Raw genomic sequence first — 21,672 nt, 5'->3', positions numbered from 1 at the left:
CTTTTGTGGCGAGGGAGCTTGCTCCCGCTGGGCTGCGCAGCAGCCCTGAGACCTGTCACCTCGGTGTGTCAGGCTGACTGGTGTTCAGCTTTTTGGGAGGGCTGCGCCCTCCAGCGGGAGCAAGCTCCCTCGCCACAAAAGGCTGATACCGATCCTGTTGTCCATCACCGTCCCGGTGACCACCCTGCTGCTGGCCCGGGCGGCGTTGTTCCGCAAGCGCATGGCCGGGGATGATGTGCCGGCGGAGGTGAGCAGCCGCCGGAACGACTGACCGATATCTCGAGCCGGCACAGCTTTTGTGGCGAGGGAGCTTGCTCCCGCTGGGCTGCGCAGCAGCCCTGAGACCTGTCACCTCGGTGTGTCAGGCTGACTGGTGTTCAGCTTTTTGGGAGGGCTGCGCCCTCCAGCGGGAGCAAGCTCCCTCGTCACAAAAGGCTGATACCGATCCTGCTGTCCATCACCGTCCCGGTGACCACCCTGCTGCTGGCCCGGGCGGCGTTGTTCCGCAAGCGCATGGCCGGGGATGATGTGCCGGCGGAAGTAAGCAGCCGCCGAAACGACTGACCGATATCTCGAGCCGGCACAGCTTTTGTGGCGAGGGAGCTTGCTCCCGCTGGGCTGCGCAGCAGCCCTGAGACCTGTCACCTCGGTGTGTCAGGCTGACTGGTGTTCAGCTTTTTGGGAGGGCTACGCCCTCCAGCGGGAGCAAGCTCCCTCGCCACAAAAAGCAGGCTGTGTACCCACTGCGCTGCCAGTCAGGCCCAGGCCACTGCCAGCAACCCGGCCCCAAGCACCACGCACAACGGTGAATAAACCCAGGTATCGAGCCTGGCGAAGGTCGAGCCCTTGACCTCCTTGAAGAAACCCACCAGCTCCGACTCGCCAATGGCCCGGGCGAACATCAGCAAGGCAATCGCGCTGATCAGCCACTGCAACGCCCGATGAGTGACCGGCTGCGCTAGCAGGCCGACCCGCAGGCAGACCAGCAGCGCCACCATCAGCAGGGCCAGGGCCACCAGCAAGGTCAACCAGCCTGAGGGATCGAACGCCGGTCGCAGCGCCTCCCCCTGCTTCACCGGCACCTGAGGCACCACTGCCTTGGCCGCCCACCGCCCACCCAGGGCCCAATACATATGAATCAAGCTGATGGTCGCAAACACTGCGACCAGCGACCGAGCCAACACAAGCGTCATCTCGCCAGCCTCCTGAAAAGAGTTGAACAATCATCCTAGCTGGAATTTGGCATTTCGCTGGACGGGCGTAGGTTGCCAGTTTCCAGCGAATGACTCATTGCCCAGGATCAAGAGTTCAACCTGCTGGCGCGCGAGCCCTCCTACAGGCCCGCGGAGACCTTATCTGCCACTTCCTTGGGCAGCCAGGCCTGCCACACCTGCGGATGTGCCTTGAGGAACGCCTCGGCGGCTTCACGGGGTGGGATGCGTTTCTCACTCATGTCGGCCAGGGCCTTGTTCAACGGCTCGATGGGCAAATCGACCTTGCTGAAGAACTCGGCAATGTCCGGGTATTGCTTCTGGAACGGCGCAGATACGCCAATCGACAGTTTCGAGGCCAGTGAGCGGGTCGGCTTCGGGTTGGGGTTATCGGCGTCGGTCAGGGTTTTCCAGGCCTCGGCATCGAACGGCGGCTCTTGCAACTGCACCAGCTTGAAGCGCCCGAGCAGTGGCGTGGGCGACCAGTAATAAAACAGAATCGGCTTGCCCCGGCGGATCGTCGAGCTGATTTCCGCATCCAGCGCCGCCCCCGAACCGCTGCGAAAATTCACGTAGCTGTCAGACAGGCCATACGCCTTGAGCTTCTGTTTGTTGACCACCTCGGAGGTCCAGCCAATGGGGCTGTTGAGGAAGCGGCCCTTGTCGGGGCTCTCCGGGTCCTTGAACACATGCTTGTAGCGCGCCAGGTCCTCGACACTGCGCAGGTCCGGCGCCAGGGGCTTGATGCCCTTGGCCGGATCCCCCTTGATGACGTATTCGGGCACCCACCAACCTTCCGTCGCGCCTTTGACCGTATCACCCAAGGCGACCACCTTGCCTTCGGCCTCGGCCTTGACCCACACCGGGCTGCGACCGGCCCATTCCTCGCCGATCACCTGGATGTCGTTATTGGCCAGGGCGGTTTCCAGGGTAATGGTGGTGCCCGGCAATGTGTCGGTCTGCAACCCGTAGCCTTTTTCGACGATGATCCGCAGGATATCGGTGATCAGGCTGCCACTTTCCCAGTTCAAGTCGGCAAAGTGGATCGGCGCTGACGCGGCCAACGTCGGGAATGGCGAAACCAACACAGTGAAGGTGGCCCAGGCAGCCAGCCACTGTCGAACTCGTTTCATGCTTTTAACCTCGTACCAAACACAGCAATGGCTGAACGGCCCTGCGTCACCGAACGCAAGCCTCTGAATAGTTCAGTCAATTGACTGTAGCCGAGGTTCCAGCGATATCTCGTTAAAACTGTAACCGGTCCAGGGCGACCGAGGCCCCCGCGCTCACTGGCACTGCCCGCCTCACTCGCTGGCCTTGAACGTCACCAGTTCGCCCTTGCGCCACTTGGCGGCCTTGGCGGTGACCGCCTTTAGGGTCTTGGTCAAGCCTTCTTGCAGTTGTTCGTTGGCCGCAAACACGGTCACCACGCTGTGGCCTTCCTTGAACAGGATTGCCTGACCAGCGGGGGTCGTGACGAAGGCGTAATCACCGAGGCCATAGACCGTCAGCTTGATTTCGCGAAAGCGGATTTCAAACTTGCCACCTTCGCGGCTGGGCAATACCGCTGCGCGAAAATGATCACCAACCTTGAGTTCGAGCCTGGGCTTGTCATCGACCACCAGGGCCGACTCGGTATCGATTTCGGCGACATAAATACCTTCGGCGGTCTGCTCGGTGATGTAGACGAAACGTGACTGGAAGAGTTTGACCAGTTTTGCCCGCAGGTCACCAAGTACGAATAACGCATGCATGTCGAGATTACTTACTGCCAAGGAAACATCCCCATCGTTGAAAACGGCCCGCCCTTCGGAAAGGACGGACCACGAGAACCCGTGCCGACTGTAACGTCGTAATGGACCTGTAACTGAAATTCGAAGTGAACGGCGCGCCCTGTCCCGGGCCGAGAGCAGACTATAGGTTGCCGCTCTCGCCGTCTTTCCCGGGGGGTCGCCAGAGGCTGAAGGAAAAAGCCACTCTGAGCATCGGAAAAGATGGGACTACTAACTTTAGGGAAATTTCTCACTTAAAAAAGCATTTTTCTGACATCGAGCCCAAAAAAAATTGCTTTAGATAGGCAAGCCGTCCACACGGTGCTGCCGATTCTAGAGCAGCCAGAGGCGTGGAGACTACCCAAACTGCTCGGCAATTCGTCGGTAAACCATAGAAAAGGAATTCACATGGCTACTTTCACAACCCTGATCCAACCTGAAGCCCCTTGTGTCGTGGAGACATCCGACACGTTCGACAGGGTCGACTGCCTGCCTGTCTCGTTGATTCAACCGCGTTACCGGGTCGTCCTGGCCGGCAAGTGCTTTTTCCATATTGAGGAAACATCCACTGGACGTGTAAGAGGATTCCGCACCGATCATAACGAGGCCTGCCACCTGGCCAGGCGTCTGGAACGAAGTGCCTGAGCTCATATGCGCCCCTTCATGACTTAACTCAGCCGCCGACAGGCAACTGCTGCCATACTGCCTGCCCGCGAAGACCGTCACCCATTGACGGATCGCGCACCCACACCATGACTTTTGAGAAGGCGCGACGTGACGGAATTTGATATCGGCGAATTTTTTATCCGGGGCGAAGCCAGAGAGGTCGAAGGCGAGTTCCAGGCCGTCATCGTGATGCGCGCCAAACCGCCCCTGACCACGGTCAGTTGGCACCAAGTGGAAAAAGATCGCTGGTTCAAGACCGCGGAAATCGCTGCCGAGGCCGCCCGGGAAGCCGCCAGGGCGCTGAAAGCCGCAGTGGATGAAGGGGCCTTGAAAGCCTGAGTCCGATCGAACTCCTGACCAGCGCTTGCCTCAGATAAAGGGAAGCAACCGAGGCGCCATGACGGCGCCCGCCCAAAGGAGAACCCCATGGAACAGCCTTCGCACGAACTCAGCACCCTGTTCGACCAACTCGGCCTGCCTTCGGACGGCAAAGCCATCGACGATTTCATCGTGGCACACCCACTGACCCCGGAGATCAAGCTGGTGGAGGCCGATTTCTGGTCGGACCAGCAGAAAGACTTGCTGCGCGAATGGCTGCTCGCCGACGGCGAAGAGGCGGTGCTGGTGGATCAGTTGAATGTGCGGCTGCACGACGGTAAATAGCAGCCAGGACTTTTGGCTGTGGCAAGGCACCTGTAGCAGCCAGGACTTTTAGCTAAGTACAAGACAAGCTCTTGTGGCGAGGGAGCTTGCTCCCGCCCGACTGCGCAGCAGTCGCCCCGGAGTACTGCCGGCTCGTGTCTCCGGCTGCTGGCTGCATCCAGCTTTTTGGGGCTGCTGCGCAGCCCAGCGGGAGCAAGCTCCCTCGCCACAGGGCCTAGCGCGGCTTCTCGGGCTTGTAGCCCAGGCGCAAACCACCCCAGTGACGCCCCTTGAGCATGATCGGCACGGAGAGATCGTGCATCAGTTCTCCCGTGTCGCGGGTGTAGGTCTGCAGCAACACCGGCTGTTGATGGCTGCCGCAGCGAATCCCGGTGCGGTCGGAGAACTTGCGTTTGGTCCGGTTATTGAGCGTGTCCACCTGTGGATCGCCGGTCAATGGCTGGCTGAAGACCTTGTTATGGGTGGGCACGTAGCCCTGCTGAGTGCAGGCAATCGCGAACACCAGACCCTCGTGCCGGGCCAGCAAGGGTTCCTGGATCGCCGGCAACACCTGATCGGTATAGCGGTCGAAACGGGTCTGGTATTTGGCGGGCTGGGTGTTGGGGATGGGCTGGTAATTACGGTCGAACAGATCCTCCAGGCTGACACGGCCCTGGTCGATGTCCGCTTCGAACTGCGCGGCGATCTGGCTCGCCCCTTCCCGTGCCAGGTCATAGACCCGTTGGTGATAATCGTCGAGGCCCACTTGGGCCAGGCGTTCGCTGATGGTTTCGGCCTGGCCTTCCATTTGCACCGCCGCTTCGGCCAGGCGCTGGGTCTGCTGGTCGCTGATGGACAGGTCGCCGCGCATCTGCTCGATGGCGTGGAACAGGCTGTCGAGTTGTTCGCGATTGGTGTCGGTGCCTTCGGCGATGGCGCTGACCTGGGTTTCGACGCCGGCGGCGAGCCGGGCGATGTTTTCCAGGTGTTGGCCGGTGTGCTCGACCTGCTGCACGCCAATGTCCAGGTCAGCGGCCAGTTGACGGATCTGCTCCACCACCTGGGCGGTGCGCTGCTGGATGTCGGCCACCATCACCCCGACCTCGCCGGTCGCCGCCGCCGTGCGCCCGGCCAGGCCACGGACCTCATCGGCCACCACCGCGAACCCACGGCCATGCTCACCGGCCCGCGCGGCCTCGATGGCCGCGTTCAGTGCCAGCAGGTTGGTCTGGCTGGCGATCGACTGAATCACCAGGCTGACCCGCTGGATTTCATCGCTGCGCACACTCAAGGCCTCGATCAACTCACGGCTGTCGTTTGCGCGCTGGCTGAGCTGGTGCATGCGGCTGATGGATTCCACCAGCTCGCTGCGCCCGGCCACACTGCTGCGATGGGCCTCGCTGGCGGCACCCAGGGCTTGCTGGCTGAGTTGCGAAGTGGCTTGCTCGGTGGCGATCATCGATTCGGCATTGCTGACGATTTGCGCCGCCGCATCGAGTTGCGACTGGACCTTGCCAGCCAATTGCTTGACCGAATAGGCGACGCCGGCCGCCGACAGCGCATTATGGCTGGTGGTGTAGGACAGGTCGCGGGTCAGCTCGGCCAGTGTGTCGGTCGCGGGTGCGGGCGCCGCGGCCACGCGCGAACGCAGGCGCGGCAACCAGACGATGAGCATGACCAGCGGCAGGCCCAGGTACAGCGACCAGCCGCCCAAGGCCATGCCGCACAGCAGCAATGCCAGGGCGAGACTCTGCAAGGTCGGCGTCAGCCAGCGCGCCGTGCTGTTTGTCTCAGGTACCGAGGCCGGCACCGCCCCCGCCAGAGATCCGTCTGTCGCCATGTTCGTCACCCACGCTTCTCGTTGTTATGAATGCATTAAACGCCACTACAGAGCCATTATCCATGGTCCATTAGTCGCGTTCTTGCAGCAGATCAACGGGAGTAGATGTACGAGCACGGGGGAAAGCAAAAGATCGCGGCCTTCGTCAAAAGGTCGCGATCTTTTTTTGGAAAACGCGAATCAGGCCTGACGCTGGTGCTTGTCGATCTGTTCGTGACGTTCCTGGGCTTCGATGCAGTACTTGGTGGTCGGGCTGATCAGCAGGCGCTTGAGGCCGATCGGCTCGCCGCTGTCGTCGCACCAGCCGAAGCTGTCGTCATTGATACGGTCCAGGGCCTGCTCCAACTGAGGCAGCATGCGCTGGTCGCGATCAATGGCGTTGACCAGCCAGGTACGCTCTTCTTCTACGGAAGCAGCGTCCGCCGGGTCAGCCGGGGTGTCCAGGCTCTCAATGGCGATTCGGTTCTGTTCGATGCGCTCGTGGGTTTCGACTTTCATGTTCTGCAACAGCTTGGTGAAGAAAGCCAGCTGCTCGGCATTCATGTAGTCATCCGCCGGCATGGCCAGCAACTTTTCCTTTGTCATTGATATCTCTATAAAAAAACGTGCATTAAGGCGAATTATTGAGCGTCCCGCAGCGCAGCTGCCACGCTCATCAGGAAGGCGCCGTCTATTCCAAGCGCCACCCGGCACTCAATTTACGAGGGGCGGCAGTCTAAGGCCGAGTCGAGGCCTCAGCAACTGAAAACATAGGGAAAATGTCCGACAACCCCTCCAAATGTTCTCTGACAGGCTTTTGGCAGTCATCGGAGTGCGTTTATAACAAGAAATTCGGTGCAATAGCTGTATTAAGAAGACAAATGGCAACGCCACGCGGGTCAGGCGTGGCGCTTTGTCGCAACTGCCCGGGTATCAGCGCTTGAGTTTGCGCTTGTTGCGGTACTGGTCGATGACCACCGCCACTACGATGATCAGGCCCTTGATGATGTCCTGGATGTAGGCATCGACACCGACGAAGGTGAAACCGCTGGCCATGACCCCAAGGATCAACGCCCCGATCACGGTGCCGGTGATGCGCCCCACCCCGCCCGCCAGGCTGGTGCCGCCGATCACGGCCGCGGCAATCGCGTCCAGTTCATAGGACATGCCCATGCCCGCCTGCCCGGTCGCCGCCCGCGCCGAGGCCACCACGCCGGCCAACCCGGCCAACAACCCGGCAATGCTGTAGACGATCACCAGATGGCGCTTGACGTTGATGCCCGAGGTCCGCGCCGCCTGCATGTTGCCGCCGATGGCGTAGGTGTACTTGCCGTACTTGGTGTAGCGCAGGGCGATATGGAAGATCACCGCCACCACCAGGAAGATGATCACCGGCATCGCACCATGGCCAATGGCGGTATAGGAATCGGACAACATGCTCACCGGCTGGCCTTCGGTGTAGTAGCGCGCCAGGCCACGGGCCGAGACCATCATGCCGAGGGTGGCAATGAACGGCGGAATACCGGTAATGGCGATGATGCTGCCGTTGATCGCCCCGGCCAGCAGCCCCACCCCGAGCCCCGCCACCACCGGTATCCACACCGGCAAATCCGTCAGCGAGGGAAACACCGCCCGGGCGAAGTCCGAGGTCTGGGCCAGGCTGGCGGCGATCATCGCCGACAGCGCCAGCACCGAGCCGGACGACAGGTCGATACCGGTGGTGATGATCACCTGGGTCACGCCGATAGCCAACAGGCCGATGATCGACACCTGCAGGATCATCAACACCAGACGCTGGGAGTTCATCAGGAAGCTCTGGTCGCGCATGATCCAGCCGAACATTTCGAACACCAGGCCGATGCCGATCAGCACCAGGAAGATACTCAGCTCCGTCGGCAGCCGCCGGCGCGCCCTGGCCGGTGCGGCCGTGGGTTTGTTTTCCAGTATCGCGTTCATAGCCATTCACCTTTTTTGTTCTTTGGCGAGGGGGGTTGTTCCCTGCCGGGAGGTGTGGCGCCCCTGGGACAGGGCCGCTTCGCGGCCCAGCGGGGATAAATCCCCTCGCCACATGTTGCTCGACGTTATTAAGTTGAACGGGCTGGCATCAGGACAGGCCCGAAGCCAATTGCATGACCCGTTCCTGGGTCGCTTCGCCGCGGTTGAGAGTGCCCATCAGGTCGCCTTCGTGCATCACCATCACCCGGTCGCTCATGCCCAGTACTTCCGGCAGCTCCGAGGAAATCATGATCACCGCCATGCCTTCGCTGGCGAGGTAGGAAATCAGTCGGTAGATCTCGGCCTTGGCACCGACATCGATACCACGGGTCGGCTCGTCGAGGATCAGGATGCGCGGGTTGGTCATCAGCCAGCGGGCCAGCAGCGCTTTCTGCTGGTTGCCGCCAGACAAGGTGTCGATGCACTGCTCCAGCGACGGGGTCTTGACCCGCAGCTTCTTGCACATGTCCTCACACAAGGCGCGCAGGGCTTTTTGCTGGATGAAGCCGTTGCCCACGTAATGGGGCAGCACGGCCATCTCCATGTTTTCCAGCACCGACAGGCACGGGAACAGGCCACTGAGCTTGCGGTCCTCGGTCAACAGCGCGAAGCCTTTCTCGATGGCCATGTGCGGGTCGCTGATACGCACCGGTTGGCCGTCCAGCAGGATTTCGCCGCCGGTACTCGGGGTCACACCGAAAATCGCCTCGGCCACGTTGGTCCGGCCCGAACCCATCAACCCGGCGATGCCGAGGATCTCCCCGGCATGCAGGTCAAAGGAAACGCCTTTGAAAATGCCGTCCAGGCTCAGGTCGCGCACCGACAGCACCAAATCGCCGATGGGTTGCTCCCGCACCGGGAACAACTGGCTCAGCTCGCGCCCGACCATCATCGAAATCAGGCTGTCGCCGTCCATGCTGTCGGCCCGTTGCAGGCCGATGTAGGCACCGTCGCGAAACACCGCCACTTCATCGGCGATGGCAAACACCTCGTTCATTTTGTGGGTGATGTAGATGATGCCCTTACCCTGGGACTTGAGGTCGGCAATGATCGAGAACAGGTGGGCGACTTCGGTCTCGGTAATGGCCGAGGTCGGTTCGTCCATGATCAGGATGTCGGAGTCATAGGAGACGGCCTTGGCAATCTCCACCATCTGCCGCTCGGCGATGCTCAGGTTGCCCACCTGCTCTTCAGGGTCGAGCTTGATGCGCAGGCGCTCCAGCAGGCGGGCGGTGCAGCGATGCATTTCGCCATGGTCGACCATGTGCAGGCCGTTGAGTTGCTCGCGGCCGATCCAGATGTTTTCGGCGATGCTCATGTGGGGCATCAGGTTCAGTTCCTGATGGATCATCGCGATGCCGGCCTGCAACGCCGCGAGCGGCGTGTCGAATGTCACCGGTTTACCGCGCAGACGCAGTTCGCCGGCGTCCGGCTGGTAGATACCGGCGATGATTTTCATCAAGGTGGATTTGCCCGCGCCATTCTCGCCCATCAGGGCCAGTACGGAACCGGGGCGTACCCGCAGCTGTACATCGGACAGGGCCACCACGCCGGGAAAGCCTTTGCTGACATTGACGACTTCCAGCAGATACGGTTCATCAGGTATTACGTCCGGCCGGAAAGTCATCGCCGGGGCGCTCGAAGCAGTCGCTGAAGCGAACATGATCAGGTACTCCCTCGGCAAGGTCGGCGTTGCAACCTTGCCTGTTTATTGTTGTGGTGGGACCGGTGCGTCAAACGTCACTTGAACTGACCGACGTTTTCCGGCGTGATCAGACGATACGGCACCCAGACGGACTGTTCGACCGGTTGTTTCTTGACCATTTTCACGGCTGTATCGATCGATCCATCGGCCTGGCCCTTGGCGTCCTGGAACACCGAGACGGCCATGTCGCCCTTCTTGATCGCGTTCAAGCCGTCCGGTGTGCCATCGACCCCGGCAATCAATACGCTGCCTTTCTTGGTACCCGCTTGCTTGAGGGCCATGGCGGCGCCGATGGCCATCTCGTCGTTGTTGGCCACCACCGCCTGGAACTCGCGCCCCTGAGTCAGCCAGTCGTTGACCAGGGTCATGCCCTTGTCCCGCAACCAGGTACCGGTCTGCTCCTGCTCGATCTTGATGTTGGGGTACTTGGCCAGCACGTCCTTGACGCCCTTGGTGCGGTTGGTGGTGGAGTTGTTGGCCAGGTCGCCCAACAGGATCACGATGTCGCCCTTGCCGCCCATTTTTTCGGCCAGGTATTGCATCTGCATGCGACCGGCCTCCAGGTCATCGGAGGCAACGGTGACCACGCCTGCCGGCAGTTTCAGGTCGTCGGGACGGCGATTGACGTAGACCAGCGGGATACCGGCGGCGACGGCGGCCTTGGTGATGCGTTGGGTCGCGGCGGTGTCCACCGGGTTGACGATGATCGCGTCGACCTTCTGACTGATGAAGCTTTCCACCTGGCTCAGTTGCTTGACCACGTCACTGCGGGCGTCTTCGAACTGCAGGGTGACGCCGTCCGGCAGGGACTTGGCTTTCTTGTCCATGGATTCACGCAGGTAAGTCAACCAGGTGTCATCGAACTGGGACATGCTGACACCGATCTTCAAGTCCGCCAGGGCAGCGCCGCTGGTGAGCATCAACGACAGGGCCAGCGAGGCGATACGGGTCTTGGTCTTCATGAACGGTCTTTCTCCACTTTTTTGTTGGTTTTATGGATAAGGCGTAGCGGATCAGGAACGGGGCAAGCGCACGATGGGCGCGCCGGGCATGCAACACACAACAGCGCCCTTGCGCTGGATGCACAGGGATTCGAACAGGGGAAGGATTGCGGACAGGCGCAGCAGAGGTGACAGGTAAAACGCAGAGCGGCTGAAGGTTTTCATCGACGGTACCTAGCTGTGTTTCTTGTTTTTGTTTCGTCCTTCATCCGTTCAAGGCTGGCTTGGCGGGAGGCGGACAGGATTGTCGGTAACCTGGAATCGACTTTATTGGAAAATATTTTCCATATCAACTGATTTTAGAATTTTATTCGTTTTTTATTCCATGACCGACAGGCGTGGACAACCGCACCACTTCGCCCTGCTCGGCACTCTGCCTGGCAGCATCAAGGATGCGCGTGGTCGCCAGTGCATCACGGGCCTCCACCGGCAGCGGGCCAGCGCCCTGCAATGCGGTTTGCAGGTGTTGGTAGAACGCCAGCCAGCAGCCTCGCTCCGAGGTCACCCGCTCGCGCTCGGTGCCGTGTTCGAACCAGCCCCAGCGCCGGTGTTCTTCAGCGCCCCAGCGTTCGCCCTCGGACGCCGGGCTCAAGCCCGCCAATGCCTGGGCTTCTTGCCCGTCCAGGCCTTCGACGGTGTAGCAGCCCTGGGTGCCATTGACTCGAAAACGCGGGCGCGCTGCGTTTTGCACGCAATTGCCGCTCAAGTGGGAAATCACGCCGCTGGCGTGGGTCAAGGACATGAAGAAGCCGTTGTCGAACACTTGGTCCGGCTGCCGGTAGTCCAGCTCGGCGTAGACCCGCACCACCGGCCCGAACAACTGCAGCGCCTGGTCCACCAGATGGCTGCCCAGGTCCCGCAGGAATCCACCGCCGCTGCCCTTCCCCACCGACGTCGGTGAATAGCGCTCGACACTGGATTCAAAACGAATGACCTGGCCCAGGGCGCCGGACGCCAGCAGTTTGCGCAGGGTCAGGAAATCCGAATCCCAGCGACGGTTCTGGTACACGCAAAGCGGCACATTGCGCCGCTCGGCCGCCAGCACCATCGCTTCGGCTTCGGCGGCATCGCGGGCAAACGGTTTATCGCTGACCACGGCCACGCCCCGTTCGATGGCTTCCATCACCACGGTCGGGCGGCCGTCCAGCGGCGTAGAGACCACCACCGCATCGACGCCGGCCGCCACCAGTTGTTCGAGCGTGTCGAAGGCCTGGACGTGCGGGTAATCACTCGCCAGTTGCTCGCGCCGCTCGACGGACCGGGTCACCACGCCAACAAACGTAGCCCCCGGCAGGCTGCTGATCAGCGGCGCATGAAAAAACCGTCCGCCCTTGCCATAGCCCACTAGTCCGATTCGCATGAAAGCTCCTTAGGTCACGGTTGGAATGCACCCTGTGGGTTAGCCGTAGAAACGCGGGCGCTCGGGCAGCTCGACCTTGATGATCTGCCCGCTCTGCTGCGCTTGGACACAGGCATCCGCCGCCACCGCTGCGGCGAAGCCGTCCCAGGCCGACGGCCCGCCCACCTGCCCGGCGCGCACGCCGTCGATGAAGGCCTGCAATTCGACGTCGTAGGCCGCGATGAAACGGTCCTTCCAATCCATCAGGATCGCATTCGACAGCTTGGCGCCACTGCGCAGTTGCACCTGGGACGGTTCCGGCAGCTTGGCGATACCGGTCTCCCCCACCACTTCGCACTGGATGTCGTAGCCGTACTGGCAGTTGACGAACACTTCGACGTCGATGCGCGTGCCCCGGGCGGTTTCCAGCAGGACGATCTGCGGGTCGCGCAAATGGGCCAGGGCCTTGCTGGACTTGCGCGGAAACACCACCTGCACCGACACGTAGTCATCGGCCAGCAGCCAGCGCAACACATCCAGCTCATGGATCAGGGTGTCGGTGATCGCCATGTCGGTCTTGTAGTTTTCGCCCACGCTCGGGTTGCGGTGGGCGCAATGCAGCATCAGCGGTTCGCCGATCTGGCCGCTGTCGATCACCGCCTTGAGCGCGCGATAACCTTCATCGTAAGGGCGCATGAAACCGACCTGCACCAGGCGCTTGCCGTGGGCGATTTCAGCCTCGACGATCTTGCGGCAGCCTTCGGCCGTGACGGCCAGGGGCTTTTCACAGAACACCGGTTTGCCCGCCGCAATCGCCGCCAGCACGAACTCTTCGTGGCTCGGACCCCAGGAGGTGACGAGGATCGCCTCCACGTCGGGCGCCTTGATCAACGCGTGACCGTCGGGGTAGACCTCGGCGGTCAGCTTGAGATCGGCAACGACCTTGGCCGCTTGTTGCAGGTTGATGTCGGTCACCGCCACCACCTGGCTGTTGAGCAAGGTCTGGCTGCAACGACGGATATGGTCCTGGCCGATGGCCCCGGTGCCGATGACGCCCAGCTTCAAAGACATGTAGAGAACTCCTTTCGTATTGTTGGGGCAATCAGTATTGACGGGCCTTGGCCAGCCGTTCGTTGAGGGTCTTGGCAACCGCATCGGTGCGGGCGCTGGTGGACACTTGCGCCACGCCCACCCGCCACCACGACAGGTAGCTGTGAATCATGGTCTTGGGCAGGACCTTGATGTCGATCAGGGTGGAGACCGTCTGCAGGCGCGCATCGGCAAGGGCCGCGTGCAGTTCGTCGAGGGTCTTGACCCTGTAGGTCTTGCAGCCATAGGCCGCGGCACTCATGGCGAAGTCCACCGGCACGAAGGCGCCGTCGAGCTTGCCGGTGTCTGGGTTGCGGAAACGGAACTCGGTGCCGAAGCTGTCCATGCCATTTCCCATCTGCAAATTGTTGATGCAGCCGAAGGCCATGTTGTCCAGCAGCACCACGTTGATCTTGCGGCGCTCCTGGATCGAGGTCGCCAGTTCCGAGTGCAGCATCATGTAGGAGCCATCGCCCACCAGGGCGTAGACCTCTTTGTCGGGCTCGGCGAGTTTCACCCCCAGCGCCGCATTCACCTCGTAGCCCATGCACGAATAACCGTACTCGACGTGATAGGTATTCACGCCCTTGCTGCGCCAGGCGCGCTGCAAGTCGCCGGGCAAGCTACCGGCGGCGGCGACGATAATCGCATCGTCGGCCAGGGTTTCATTGAGGGTGCCCAGCACGCGGCTCTGGGTCAGGCAGGAACCGGTGAGTTCGATGAATTCGCGAAACACCGCCGGGTCCATGTGGTCGTCGATTTCCGGCAGGAAATCCTCGGCTTGATAATCGGCCTGGTAGATCCGATCGACCTCGGCGTCCAACTGGACCTTGGCGTCGGCGATCTGCCCGCCCCATTCAGCGCGATAGTCGCCCAGCGCGGCGGACAGCGACTCCAGGCCCGAGCGGGCGTCGGCCAGCAGTTGCACGCCGTCGAGCTTCAAGGCATCGCAGGGGCTGATATTGAGATTGAGGAACTGCACGTCCGGGTGCTGGAACAACCATTTGGAGCCGGTGGTGAAATCGCTGTAGCGCGTGCCGATGCCGATGATCAGGTCGGCTTTCTTGGCCAGCAGGTTCGCCGCCAGGCAACCGGTTTCACCGACGCCGCCGACGTTCAGCGGATGACTGGACACCACCGCACTCTTGCCAGCCTGGGTCTCGGCGAAGGGAATGTCGAAACGCTCGGCAAAAGCCTGCAACGCCGCATTGGCCTCGGAATACCGCACGCCACCGCCACAGATGATCAACGGTCGGCGCTTGCCTTTGAGCAGCGCCAGGGCGTCGCCTAGCATTGCCTCGGTGGCCGGGCGACGGTCGATGCGGTGCACGCGTTTTTGCAGGAAATAATCCGGGTAATCGTAGGCTTCGGCCTGCACGTCTTGGGGCAGCGCCAGGGTCACCGCGCCGGTTTCGGCCGGATCGGTCAGCACGCGCATGGCATGAATGGCGGCAGTCATCAACTGTTCGGGGCGGTTGATGCGATCCCAGTATTTGCTCACGGCCTTGAACGCATCGTTGGTGCTGATGCTCAGGTCGTGGAACTGCTCGATCTGCTGCAACACCGGGTCCGGCTGACGACTGGCGTAGACATCGCCGGGCAATAGCAGCAACGGAATGCGATTGGCTGTTGCGGTGGCTGCGGCCGTCAGCATGTTCGCCGCGCCGGGGCCCACCGACGAGCTGCAGGCGTAGATCTTGCGCCGCAGATGCTGCTTGGCAAAACCGATAGCGGCATGGGCCATGCCCTGTTCGTTGCGGCCCTGGTGGACCACCAGGTCGCCGCTGTCCTGTTCCAGCGCCTGACCCAGGCCCAGCACGTTGCCGTGGCCAAAAATGGTAAAGACCCCGGCGACGAACTTGCTCTGGACGCCATCGACTTCGATGTACTGGTTATCGAGGAATTTCACCAGGGCCTGGGCCATGGTCAGTCGTGTTGTGGTCATGCGTGCACCTTTTCAAACGCAACTCGGTCAAGTGTGGGAGCGAGCTTGCTCGCGATAGCGGTGTGTCAGGCAGCTCAGATGTTGAGTATGCCGCCGTCATCGCGAGCAAGCTCGCTCCCACTGGGGTTCCATCGTTCAGGGAATCGGATCAGGCCTGGCAGCTTTGCAGGTGATTCATGCTCGCCCCCAACGCCTGGCGGATGTCGGCCAGGTCATGGACGCTCTCGGCGAACGGCTCGAAGGACAGGTAGCCCTCGTAGCCACCGGCCCGCAGCGCCTCGATCTGCACGGCATTGCCCAGGATGTCGGCCTCGCCCACCAGCACCCGGTGGCCGTCACGGATCGTCGCCAGCGGCGCCTGGGCATCCTCGACGCCGGAGATGTGCACCAGAGCGGTCAGCTCGGGGAAGAATTCCTGTTCACCGGCCAAATGATGGTGAAAGGTGTCATGCACCAGGCGGAATACATCCAGCCCGCCAATGCTCTTGATCGCTTCCACCGCCGTGCGCTTGCGGCGCAGCGCGCACTCTTCGAAACCCAGGGGCTCGATGAACCCGTAGATGCCAAAGGCGCGCAGGATCGGCGCCAGTTCGCTGAGGGCCGTACGCAGCCCAGCCGCGCGCTCAGCCTCGCTGCGTGGGTCGGCGCGGTCATTGAGCGGGCACATCACCAGCCCTTCGGCGCCGCATTCGCGGGCGTAGTCGGCCAGCCTCACCGCTTGGGCACGGCGCTGCTCGTTCCACACATCGAAGGGGTAAAGGGCATTGATCGACAGCACCTTGATGCCCCTTTCCTCACATAACTCGCGCACCCGGCCGGGCGGCATGCCGTCTTCGATCTCGACGCCCTTCAGATCGTTGCGGATCTCGATGGCATCGGTTCTCAACGCCAGCGCCAGGTCGATGAACTCGGGCAGTGACAGGCGTGGCGCAACCATTCGGTTCAAGGCAAAACGCAGGGGCTTGTTCATTGTTATTCTCCCTCCGGCAGTCATTCAAAAGTGAGTTATTGAGCAGTCGGCATGCTGAATTCAGGCCCCTTGGCAATGCTGTCGGGCCAGCGTTGCATCACGCTTTTGTAGCGGCTGTAAAAACGCAGGCCTTCTTCACCGTAGGCATGGTGATCGCCGAACAACGAACGCTTCCAGCCGCCAAAGGAATGCCAGGCCATGGGCACCGGAATCGGCACGTTGATGCCTACCATGCCGACCTTGATGCTGCGGGCGAACGCCCGGGCGATGCCGCCGTCACGGGTGAAACAGGACACGCCGTTGCCGAACTCATGGGCGTTGATCAGCGCCACCGCCGTGGCGAAATCCGGTACGCGAACGATCCCCAGCACCGGGCCGAAAATTTCTTGCTGGTAGATGCTCATCTCGGCGGTGACCTGGTCGAACAGCGTCGCGCCGACAAAGAATCCCTGCTCGGCTCCGGGCACCTTGAAACTACGGCCATCGACGATCAGCCGAGCGCCCTCGGCCACGCCGGCGTCGATGAAGCCTTCGACCTTGGCCTTGTGCTCGGCGGTGACCAGCGGCCCCATGTCGGTGCCAGGCTGCTGACCGTTACCGATCTTCAGTTGGTCGATGCGGGGCAACAGCTTGGCAATCAATTCATCGCCCACGTCACCCACTGCCACGGCAATGGAAATCGCCATGCAGCGCTCACCGGCCGAGCCATAAGCGGCACCGATCAACGCATCCGCCGCCTGATCAAGGTCGGCGTCGGGCATGACGATCATGTGGTTCTTGGCCCCGCCCAGGGCCTGCACACGTTTGCCGTGCGCCGTGCCCTGCTGATGGATGTACTCGGCAATCGGCGTGGAGCCGACAAAGGAAATCGCCTCGATGTCCGGGTGCTGCAACAGCGCATCCACCGCCACCTTGTCGCCCTGGACCACGTTGAACACACCGTCCGGCAAGCCGGCTTCGGTCAGTAACCGGGCCATCAGCAGGCTGGCGGACGGATCGCGCTCCGAAGGCTTGAGGATGAAGCAGTTGCCGGCGACCAGCGCCAGGGGAATCATCCACAACGGCACCATCACTGGGAAGTTGAACGGCGTGACCCCGGCGCAAACGCCCAAGGGTTGACGCAGGTTCCAGTTGTCGATGCCGCCGCCGATGTTGTCGCTGAAATCGGTCTTGAGCAGGTTTGGCGCACCGCAGGCATACTCGACGATCTCGATGCCGCGGGTGACTTCGCCGTGGGCGTCAGACAGCACCTTGCCGTGTTCGCGACTGATGATTTGCGCCAGCTCGTCGTGGTGCCGGTCCAGCAGCTCCTTGAACTTGAACATCACCCGCGAACGACGCAATGACGACTGCTCGGACCAGGCCGGAAACGCCGCCAGCGCCGAGGCCACTGCCGCGTCGACGGTGCCCGGCTCGGCCAGGGCCACCCGGGCCTGCACCGCACCGGTGGCCGGGTTGAAGACATTGCTGAACCGCGTGCTGTCGTGGTCCTGCACGTGGCCGTTGAGGTAATGGCCTACTACCGGGGCGTCACTCATTGTTCTTGTTCTCCGTACGAATGTTGGAAATCAGAGGTCCAGCAGCCAGCTGTGCTGCGGATCGTTATGGAACTGCCAGACCCGCTTCGGGCCGGCCATGACATTCAGGTAATACGACTCGTACCCGTAGGGCACGCTGACCGGGTGGTAACCCTTGGGCACCACCACCAGGTCGCTGTTCTCCACGGCCATGGCCTGGTCGATGCTGCGGTCATCGGTGTAGACCCGCTGGAACACGAAGCCTTGGGACGGGTTGACCTGGTGGTAATAGGTTTCCTCCAGGAAGCTCTGGTGCGGCAGGTCGTCGGTGTCGTGCTTGTGCGGTGGGTAGCTCGAGGAGTGCCCCGACGGTGTGCGCACTTCCACCACCAACAGCGAATGGGCCGGTTCGCTGTCCGGCAGGATGTCGCAGACATAACGGGTATTGGCGCCCTTGCCGCGCACACTGCGCTTCATGCTGTCCGGACGGATCAACCGTGGGCCATAACTGTTCTGCGCAGACCCCGGTGCGGCACACACGGCAATCTGTACATCGCTCAGCGCAGTAACCTGGGCCTGGCTGCCGGGCGGCAGGTAGGCGGCATAGGGTGATTTGTCCTCGAACACCGACTGGCGATCACCGAGGTTGTCCCAATCGAAGGCCCCTTGCCCCGGCGCTTCGCCCTTGAGGCTGATGCGCCCGCTGAGCAGCACCAGGCACAATTCCTTGTCATCGGCGGCCACCGGCAGGGTTTCGCCCAGGCTCAGGCGGTAGGCGGCGAACCCGACATATTCCAGCTCACCTGCCGGCAACTGGACCATGGTTCGACCGCTGGAATGGCTCTTGATCAACAGGCTCATGACGGATTCCTTTCTTGCAGCAAGGCACGCAGGGTGTCGTAGCCCTTCTTGGCGTAGGCATAACTCGGTGCTACGGCAGGATCCTGCTCGGCTTCCACCACCAGCCAGCCTTGGTAATCGGCGGCCAGCAGCACGTCGAGCAACGCGGCGAAGTCGATGTCGCCGTCCCCCGGCACGGTGAAGGTGCCGTTGATGATGCAGTCGGGGAAGCTCCACAGGTTATTGCGCGCCAGTTGCACCACCGGTTTGCGCACATCCTTGAAGTGCACATGGCAGATGCGCTCGATGTGCTTGCGCAAGACCTGCAGCGGTTCGCCACCGCCCATGTAGCAGTGGCCCGAGTCGAACAGCAGGCCGACTTCGCTGCCGGTCAGGGCCATCAGCTTGTCGATGTCTGCGGGCGACTCGACATAGGCGCCCATGTGGTGGTGATAGGCCAGGCGTACGCCTTGGGACAAGGTGAAGCGCGCCAGTTCGGTGAGTTTGTCGGCGTAGGCTTGCCAGGCTTCATCCGTATGGAAACGCGGGCGCTCGATCAGCGCAATCCGCTGGCCCTGGATGGAGTCGGCGACTTCCCCGTACACCAGCACCGTCGCGCCGTTCTGTGCCAGCAGCTCGACGTGGCTGGCGATCGCATCGATCTCTTCGGCCGCCGAACGCCGGGCCAGGCGGCTGGAATACCAGCCGGAGACCAGCGCCAGGTCATAAGGACGCAGCACATCGCCGACGCCCTTGGCGTCCTTGGGGAATTTGCCGTTGAGTTCAAAACCTTCGTAGCCGATTGCCTTGCCCTCGCTCAGCGCCGTGCTCAACGGCGTCTCGCCGCCCAACGACGGCAAGTCATCGTTGCTCCAGGAAATCGGGTTGATGCCAATTCGAATAGCGGGCATGGGCTGCACCTTTTATTGTTGTCTCTAAATGTTCAACCGATCACCTGTGGCGAGGGAGCTTGCTCCCGCTCGGCTGCGAAGCAGTCGTCAACCTGTGGATGCGGTTTGCCTGTCGAACCTGGGCTGGCTGATCGGGACTGCTTCGCAGTCCAGCGGGAGCAAGCTCCCTCGCCACAAAAAGCCCTGCATTACCATCACGCACGGGCACTGCGCCACGCCTCGATCAATTCCACAAACCGGCCCTGCACCTGCCGGATCAGCGTTTCATCATCGATTTCCCCGGCCAGCCAAGCCCGGCTCGGTTCCTGGAAGATCGTGCGGCCCACGGCGAAACCGCGGCAGGTGGTGCTCTGGCTGGCCTGGCGAAAGCCTTCGGCCAGGGCGGCGGCCGGGGCATTGAGGCCCAGCAGGACCACGCCGCGGCAATACGGGTCGCGTTGCTGGATCAGCTCATCGAGCTGTTTCCACTCCTGCGCGCTCTGGGCCTCGATCTTCCACCACGCCGGGAAAATACCCAGGTTGTAGAGGCGCTTGAGGGCGCGATAGAGCACGTCCGGGTGGGGTGACGGATGATCCTTGGGCGGAATGACTTCCAGCAGCAATTCATGGCCGCTGACCTGGGACGCCTTGTACAGCCCCATCAATTGCGCTTCCTGCTCCAGGCGCAGCAGTGGTTCGTCATCAGGGTGAAATTGCACCAGGCACTTGATGATCTGTTCCTGGGGCCAGGCGATCAGGTTGCTGCCAATGGAGCGCCCATGCTCGAACGCCAGTGGCCGCGAATTCTGTACCTCCACCGGGCGCGCCACCCACCAGCCACGTCCGGTGGCAGCGTTCAGCGAGTCCTGGCCGAAGCGTTGGTCGGCCAGCAGACCGACGTCGGCCTCGATGCCTTGGCGCTGCAGGTCGGCTTCAACCCGCTCCACCGCCTGGATGAACAGTTGCTTGAGGTCACCAATGCAGTTCAGGTCGCGACCGCCTTTCTGGGCCAGCTCTACCAGTTGCCAGCGATGGTCGAAGGCAAAGATGAACAATTGTTTCCAGGTCTTGCGCGGCACGCTGACCTGATGCAGCCGTTGCAGCACCGCATCCTGGTCCGGCCGGGTAATCGGCACCGGACTCTTGAATAAGTAGTCGAGCTCGGCCCGGGTCGGCATCGCCGGGGCACAGGCATGGCGCGACACCACCAGGCCGCCGCAGGCATTGGCCAACTGACAGCAGCGCTCATCGCTGGCGTCCTCCAGCCAACCGGCGAGGAACCCCGACATGAATGCATCACCGGCGCCCAGTACATTCAAGACTTCGACCCGGACACCAGGGTAAAGGGCGCCGTCTTCAAGGCGGGCCGGAATGGCGCCATGAATCACCGTGCAACCTTGCGCGCCAAGCTTGACCACCAGGGTCGCCGCCGTCAGCGAGCGCACGGTGCGCAAGGCGCTCAGCAGGTCTTCACTGCCGCCCGCGATCAGGAATTCTTCTTCGGTGCCAACGATGAGATCGAAACGCGGCAGGATGCCTTGTACATGCTGGCTGACCTTCTGGTCGGCGACAAAACGGGTTTCCCCATCGGCCTTGCCCGCCAGGCCCCAGAGCACCGGCCGATAATCGATGTCCAACACGCATTTGACGTTGTGCTTCTCAGCGTAATCCAGTGCCTGGGTACTGGCCTTGTAGACGCCATCGGTAGAGAAATGGGTGCCGGTGATCAGCAGCGCCTTGCTGGAGGCAATGAAGGTTTCGTCGATGTCTTCGACGCGCAACGCCATGTCGGCGCAATTTTCCCGGTAGAACACCAGGGGAAAGGTTTCCCGGTCCTTGATACCCAGCAGGACCATGGCCGTCAGGCGTTCGGGATCGACCTTGATGCCACTGACGTCGCAGCCTTCACGTGCCAGGGATTCCACCAGGAAGCGGCCCATGTGGTCGTCCCCTACCCGGCTCAGCATCGCCGACCGGAGCCCCAGGCGTGCCGTGCCGAAAGCGATGTTGGCCGACGAACCGCCCAGATACTTGGCGAAGCTTGCGACATCTTCCAGGCGAGCGCCGACTTGCTGCGCGTAAAGGTCGACGCCCAGGCGTCCCAGGCAGATCACATCCAATTGACGCCCACTGGCAAAACGAGTCTGGCCCATGCTGGCTCCTGTTATTTTTATCAGCCTGCGCTTGTCGCCAAAACCGACGCCAGCGCTGTTGGTGGATGCAGACTAAAACGAGCGGCGGGCAATAATCAATAATTATTCTATAAATTTT

20 protein-coding genes and 1 pseudogene are annotated in these 21,672 nt (G+C 61.8%); 4 read left to right on the top strand and 17 right to left on the bottom strand.

All coding sequences use genetic code 11. From position 1 onward, the window contains the following. Positions 1-64: 64 nt before the first annotated feature. Positions 65-271, top strand: a pseudogene (locus TK06_RS33335) (Na+/H+ antiporter subunit G); the annotation flags it as partial. A 484-nt stretch (positions 272-755) separates the two neighbouring features. Here TK06_RS33335 and TK06_RS02640 read toward each other — a convergent pair. From TK06_RS02640 to TK06_RS02630, 3 genes are all read right to left on the bottom strand, one after another. Then, entirely contained in the window at positions 756-1,193 is a 438-nt protein-coding gene (locus tag TK06_RS02640; RefSeq protein WP_063320692.1) for a DUF3995 domain-containing protein, read from the bottom strand. A 140-nt stretch (positions 1,194-1,333) separates the two neighbouring features. After that, entirely contained in the window at positions 1,334-2,344 is a 1,011-nt protein-coding gene (locus TK06_RS02635) for an ABC transporter substrate-binding protein (RefSeq protein ID WP_063320691.1), read from the bottom strand. Between the two features lie 171 nt (positions 2,345-2,515). Further along, positions 2,516-2,965: a hypothetical protein gene (locus TK06_RS02630; protein ID WP_063320690.1), complete on the bottom strand. Its 450-nt coding sequence runs from the start codon at positions 2,963-2,965 to the stop codon at positions 2,516-2,518. Positions 2,966-3,391: 426 nt separating this feature from the next. Between TK06_RS02630 and TK06_RS30500 the strand changes: the two genes are divergently transcribed. The 3 genes from TK06_RS30500 (at position 3,392) to TK06_RS02615 (ending at position 4,312) form a co-directional block, all read left to right on the top strand. Next, positions 3,392-3,628: a hypothetical protein gene (locus tag TK06_RS30500; RefSeq protein ID WP_092146011.1), complete on the top strand. Its 237-nt coding sequence runs from the start codon at positions 3,392-3,394 to the stop codon at positions 3,626-3,628. Between the two features lie 129 nt (positions 3,629-3,757). Then, complete coding sequence (locus tag TK06_RS02620) at positions 3,758-3,988, top strand: hypothetical protein (RefSeq protein ID WP_063320688.1); 231 nt, start codon at positions 3,758-3,760, stop codon at positions 3,986-3,988. 87 nt (positions 3,989-4,075) lie between these two features. After that, the gene (locus TK06_RS02615) at positions 4,076-4,312 is read left to right on the top strand and encodes a DUF2789 family protein (RefSeq protein WP_063320687.1); all 237 of its coding nucleotides are present in this window, start codon (positions 4,076-4,078) and stop codon (positions 4,310-4,312) included. Positions 4,313-4,526: 214 nt separating this feature from the next. Here TK06_RS02615 and TK06_RS02610 read toward each other — a convergent pair whose 3' ends face one another. The 14 genes from TK06_RS02610 to TK06_RS02550 form a co-directional block, all read right to left on the bottom strand. Continuing rightward, positions 4,527-5,750, bottom strand: a complete 1,224-nt coding sequence (locus TK06_RS02610; protein WP_409077375.1) for a methyl-accepting chemotaxis protein — start codon at positions 5,748-5,750, stop codon at positions 4,527-4,529. Between the two features lie 561 nt (positions 5,751-6,311). Next, complete coding sequence (locus tag TK06_RS02605) at positions 6,312-6,716, bottom strand: TraR/DksA family transcriptional regulator (protein WP_003202859.1); 405 nt, start codon at positions 6,714-6,716, stop codon at positions 6,312-6,314. 327 nt (positions 6,717-7,043) lie between these two features. Further along, positions 7,044-8,066 (bottom strand): ABC transporter permease, encoded by a 1,023-nt coding sequence (locus TK06_RS02600; RefSeq protein WP_063320685.1) that lies wholly within the window; start codon positions 8,064-8,066, stop codon positions 7,044-7,046. Positions 8,067-8,214: 148 nt separating this feature from the next. After that, positions 8,215-9,768, bottom strand: a complete 1,554-nt coding sequence (locus TK06_RS02595) for a sugar ABC transporter ATP-binding protein (protein ID WP_063320684.1) — start codon at positions 9,766-9,768, stop codon at positions 8,215-8,217. Between the two features lie 77 nt (positions 9,769-9,845). Then, the gene (locus TK06_RS02590; protein WP_063320683.1) at positions 9,846-10,772 is read right to left on the bottom strand and encodes a sugar ABC transporter substrate-binding protein; all 927 of its coding nucleotides are present in this window, start codon (positions 10,770-10,772) and stop codon (positions 9,846-9,848) included. Between the two features lie 51 nt (positions 10,773-10,823). Next, complete coding sequence (locus TK06_RS32645; protein WP_175456230.1) at positions 10,824-10,976, bottom strand: hypothetical protein; 153 nt, start codon at positions 10,974-10,976, stop codon at positions 10,824-10,826. Positions 10,977-11,118: 142 nt separating this feature from the next. Next, entirely contained in the window at positions 11,119-12,171 is a 1,053-nt protein-coding gene (locus TK06_RS02585; protein WP_063320682.1) for a Gfo/Idh/MocA family protein, read from the bottom strand. A gap of 39 nt (positions 12,172-12,210) precedes the next feature. Beyond that, positions 12,211-13,221, bottom strand: a complete 1,011-nt coding sequence (locus TK06_RS02580; protein WP_063320681.1) for a Gfo/Idh/MocA family protein — start codon at positions 13,219-13,221, stop codon at positions 12,211-12,213. 31 nt (positions 13,222-13,252) lie between these two features. Beyond that, complete coding sequence (gene iolD, locus TK06_RS02575; protein ID WP_063320680.1) at positions 13,253-15,184, bottom strand: 3D-(3,5/4)-trihydroxycyclohexane-1,2-dione acylhydrolase (decyclizing); 1,932 nt, start codon at positions 15,182-15,184, stop codon at positions 13,253-13,255. A gap of 148 nt (positions 15,185-15,332) precedes the next feature. Further along, positions 15,333-16,154, bottom strand: a complete 822-nt coding sequence (locus TK06_RS02570) for a TIM barrel protein (protein ID WP_063320679.1) — start codon at positions 16,152-16,154, stop codon at positions 15,333-15,335. Positions 16,155-16,189: 35 nt separating this feature from the next. Beyond that, a complete protein-coding gene (locus tag TK06_RS02565; RefSeq protein WP_063320678.1) occupies positions 16,190-17,692 on the bottom strand; it encodes a CoA-acylating methylmalonate-semialdehyde dehydrogenase in 1,503 nt (500 codons plus the stop codon). Between the two features lie 30 nt (positions 17,693-17,722). Next, positions 17,723-18,532, bottom strand: a complete 810-nt coding sequence (gene iolB / locus TK06_RS02560; protein ID WP_063320677.1) for a 5-deoxy-glucuronate isomerase — start codon at positions 18,530-18,532, stop codon at positions 17,723-17,725. After that, on the bottom strand, positions 18,529-19,422 hold the full coding sequence (gene iolE, locus TK06_RS02555; protein WP_063320676.1) for a myo-inosose-2 dehydratase: 894 nt from the start codon (positions 19,420-19,422) through the stop codon (positions 18,529-18,531). Before iolE ends, iolB begins: the two co-directional genes overlap by 4 nt. Before the next feature lie 194 nt (positions 19,423-19,616). After that, positions 19,617-21,554 carry a bifunctional 5-dehydro-2-deoxygluconokinase/5-dehydro-2-deoxyphosphogluconate aldolase gene (locus tag TK06_RS02550; protein WP_063320675.1) on the bottom strand — a complete coding sequence of 646 codons (1,938 nt, stop codon included), beginning with the start codon at positions 21,552-21,554 and terminating at the stop codon, positions 19,617-19,619. Positions 21,555-21,672 lie beyond the last annotated feature (118 nt).

This window comes from Pseudomonas fluorescens (assembly GCF_001623525.1).
Lineage (GTDB): Bacteria > Pseudomonadota > Gammaproteobacteria > Pseudomonadales > Pseudomonadaceae > Aquipseudomonas > Aquipseudomonas fluorescens_Q.
Note: the sequence above shows the minus strand (reverse complement) of the source record. Positions and strands in the feature narration are given on the sequence as shown.

Excerpts from the sequence above, each read along its gene's own strand:
- TK06_RS02595 (WP_063320684.1), bottom strand. The coding sequence starts at position 9,768 with ATGTTCGCTTCAGCGACTGCTTCGAGCGCCCCGGCGATGACTTTCCGG.
- TK06_RS02615 (WP_063320687.1), top strand. The coding sequence starts at position 4,076 with ATGGAACAGCCTTCGCACGAACTCAGCACCCTGTTCGACCAACTCGGC.
- TK06_RS02590 (WP_063320683.1), bottom strand. The coding sequence starts at position 10,772 with ATGAAGACCAAGACCCGTATCGCCTCGCTGGCCCTGTCGTTGATGCTC.
- TK06_RS02580 (WP_063320681.1), bottom strand. The coding sequence starts at position 13,221 with ATGTCTTTGAAGCTGGGCGTCATCGGCACCGGGGCCATCGGCCAGGAC.
- TK06_RS02605 (WP_003202859.1), bottom strand. The coding sequence starts at position 6,716 with ATGACAAAGGAAAAGTTGCTGGCCATGCCGGCGGATGACTACATGAAT.
- TK06_RS32645 (WP_175456230.1), bottom strand. The coding sequence starts at position 10,976 with ATGAAAACCTTCAGCCGCTCTGCGTTTTACCTGTCACCTCTGCTGCGC.
- TK06_RS02635 (WP_063320691.1), bottom strand. The coding sequence starts at position 2,344 with ATGAAACGAGTTCGACAGTGGCTGGCTGCCTGGGCCACCTTCACTGTG.
- TK06_RS02610 (WP_409077375.1), bottom strand. The coding sequence starts at position 5,750 with ATGATCGCCACCGAGCAAGCCACTTCGCAACTCAGCCAGCAAGCCCTG.
- TK06_RS30500 (WP_092146011.1), top strand. The coding sequence starts at position 3,392 with ATGGCTACTTTCACAACCCTGATCCAACCTGAAGCCCCTTGTGTCGTG.
- TK06_RS02550 (WP_063320675.1), bottom strand. The coding sequence starts at position 21,554 with ATGGGCCAGACTCGTTTTGCCAGTGGGCGTCAATTGGATGTGATCTGC.
- iolD (WP_063320680.1), bottom strand. The coding sequence starts at position 15,184 with ATGACCACAACACGACTGACCATGGCCCAGGCCCTGGTGAAATTCCTC.
- TK06_RS02570 (WP_063320679.1), bottom strand. The coding sequence starts at position 16,154 with ATGAACAAGCCCCTGCGTTTTGCCTTGAACCGAATGGTTGCGCCACGC.
- TK06_RS02585 (WP_063320682.1), bottom strand. The coding sequence starts at position 12,171 with ATGCGAATCGGACTAGTGGGCTATGGCAAGGGCGGACGGTTTTTTCAT.
- TK06_RS02630 (WP_063320690.1), bottom strand. The coding sequence starts at position 2,965 with ATGCATGCGTTATTCGTACTTGGTGACCTGCGGGCAAAACTGGTCAAA.
- TK06_RS02600 (WP_063320685.1), bottom strand. The coding sequence starts at position 8,066 with ATGAACGCGATACTGGAAAACAAACCCACGGCCGCACCGGCCAGGGCG.
- iolE (WP_063320676.1), bottom strand. The coding sequence starts at position 19,422 with ATGCCCGCTATTCGAATTGGCATCAACCCGATTTCCTGGAGCAACGAT.
- iolB (WP_063320677.1), bottom strand. The coding sequence starts at position 18,532 with ATGAGCCTGTTGATCAAGAGCCATTCCAGCGGTCGAACCATGGTCCAG.
- TK06_RS02565 (WP_063320678.1), bottom strand. The coding sequence starts at position 17,692 with ATGAGTGACGCCCCGGTAGTAGGCCATTACCTCAACGGCCACGTGCAG.
- TK06_RS02640 (WP_063320692.1), bottom strand. The coding sequence starts at position 1,193 with ATGACGCTTGTGTTGGCTCGGTCGCTGGTCGCAGTGTTTGCGACCATC.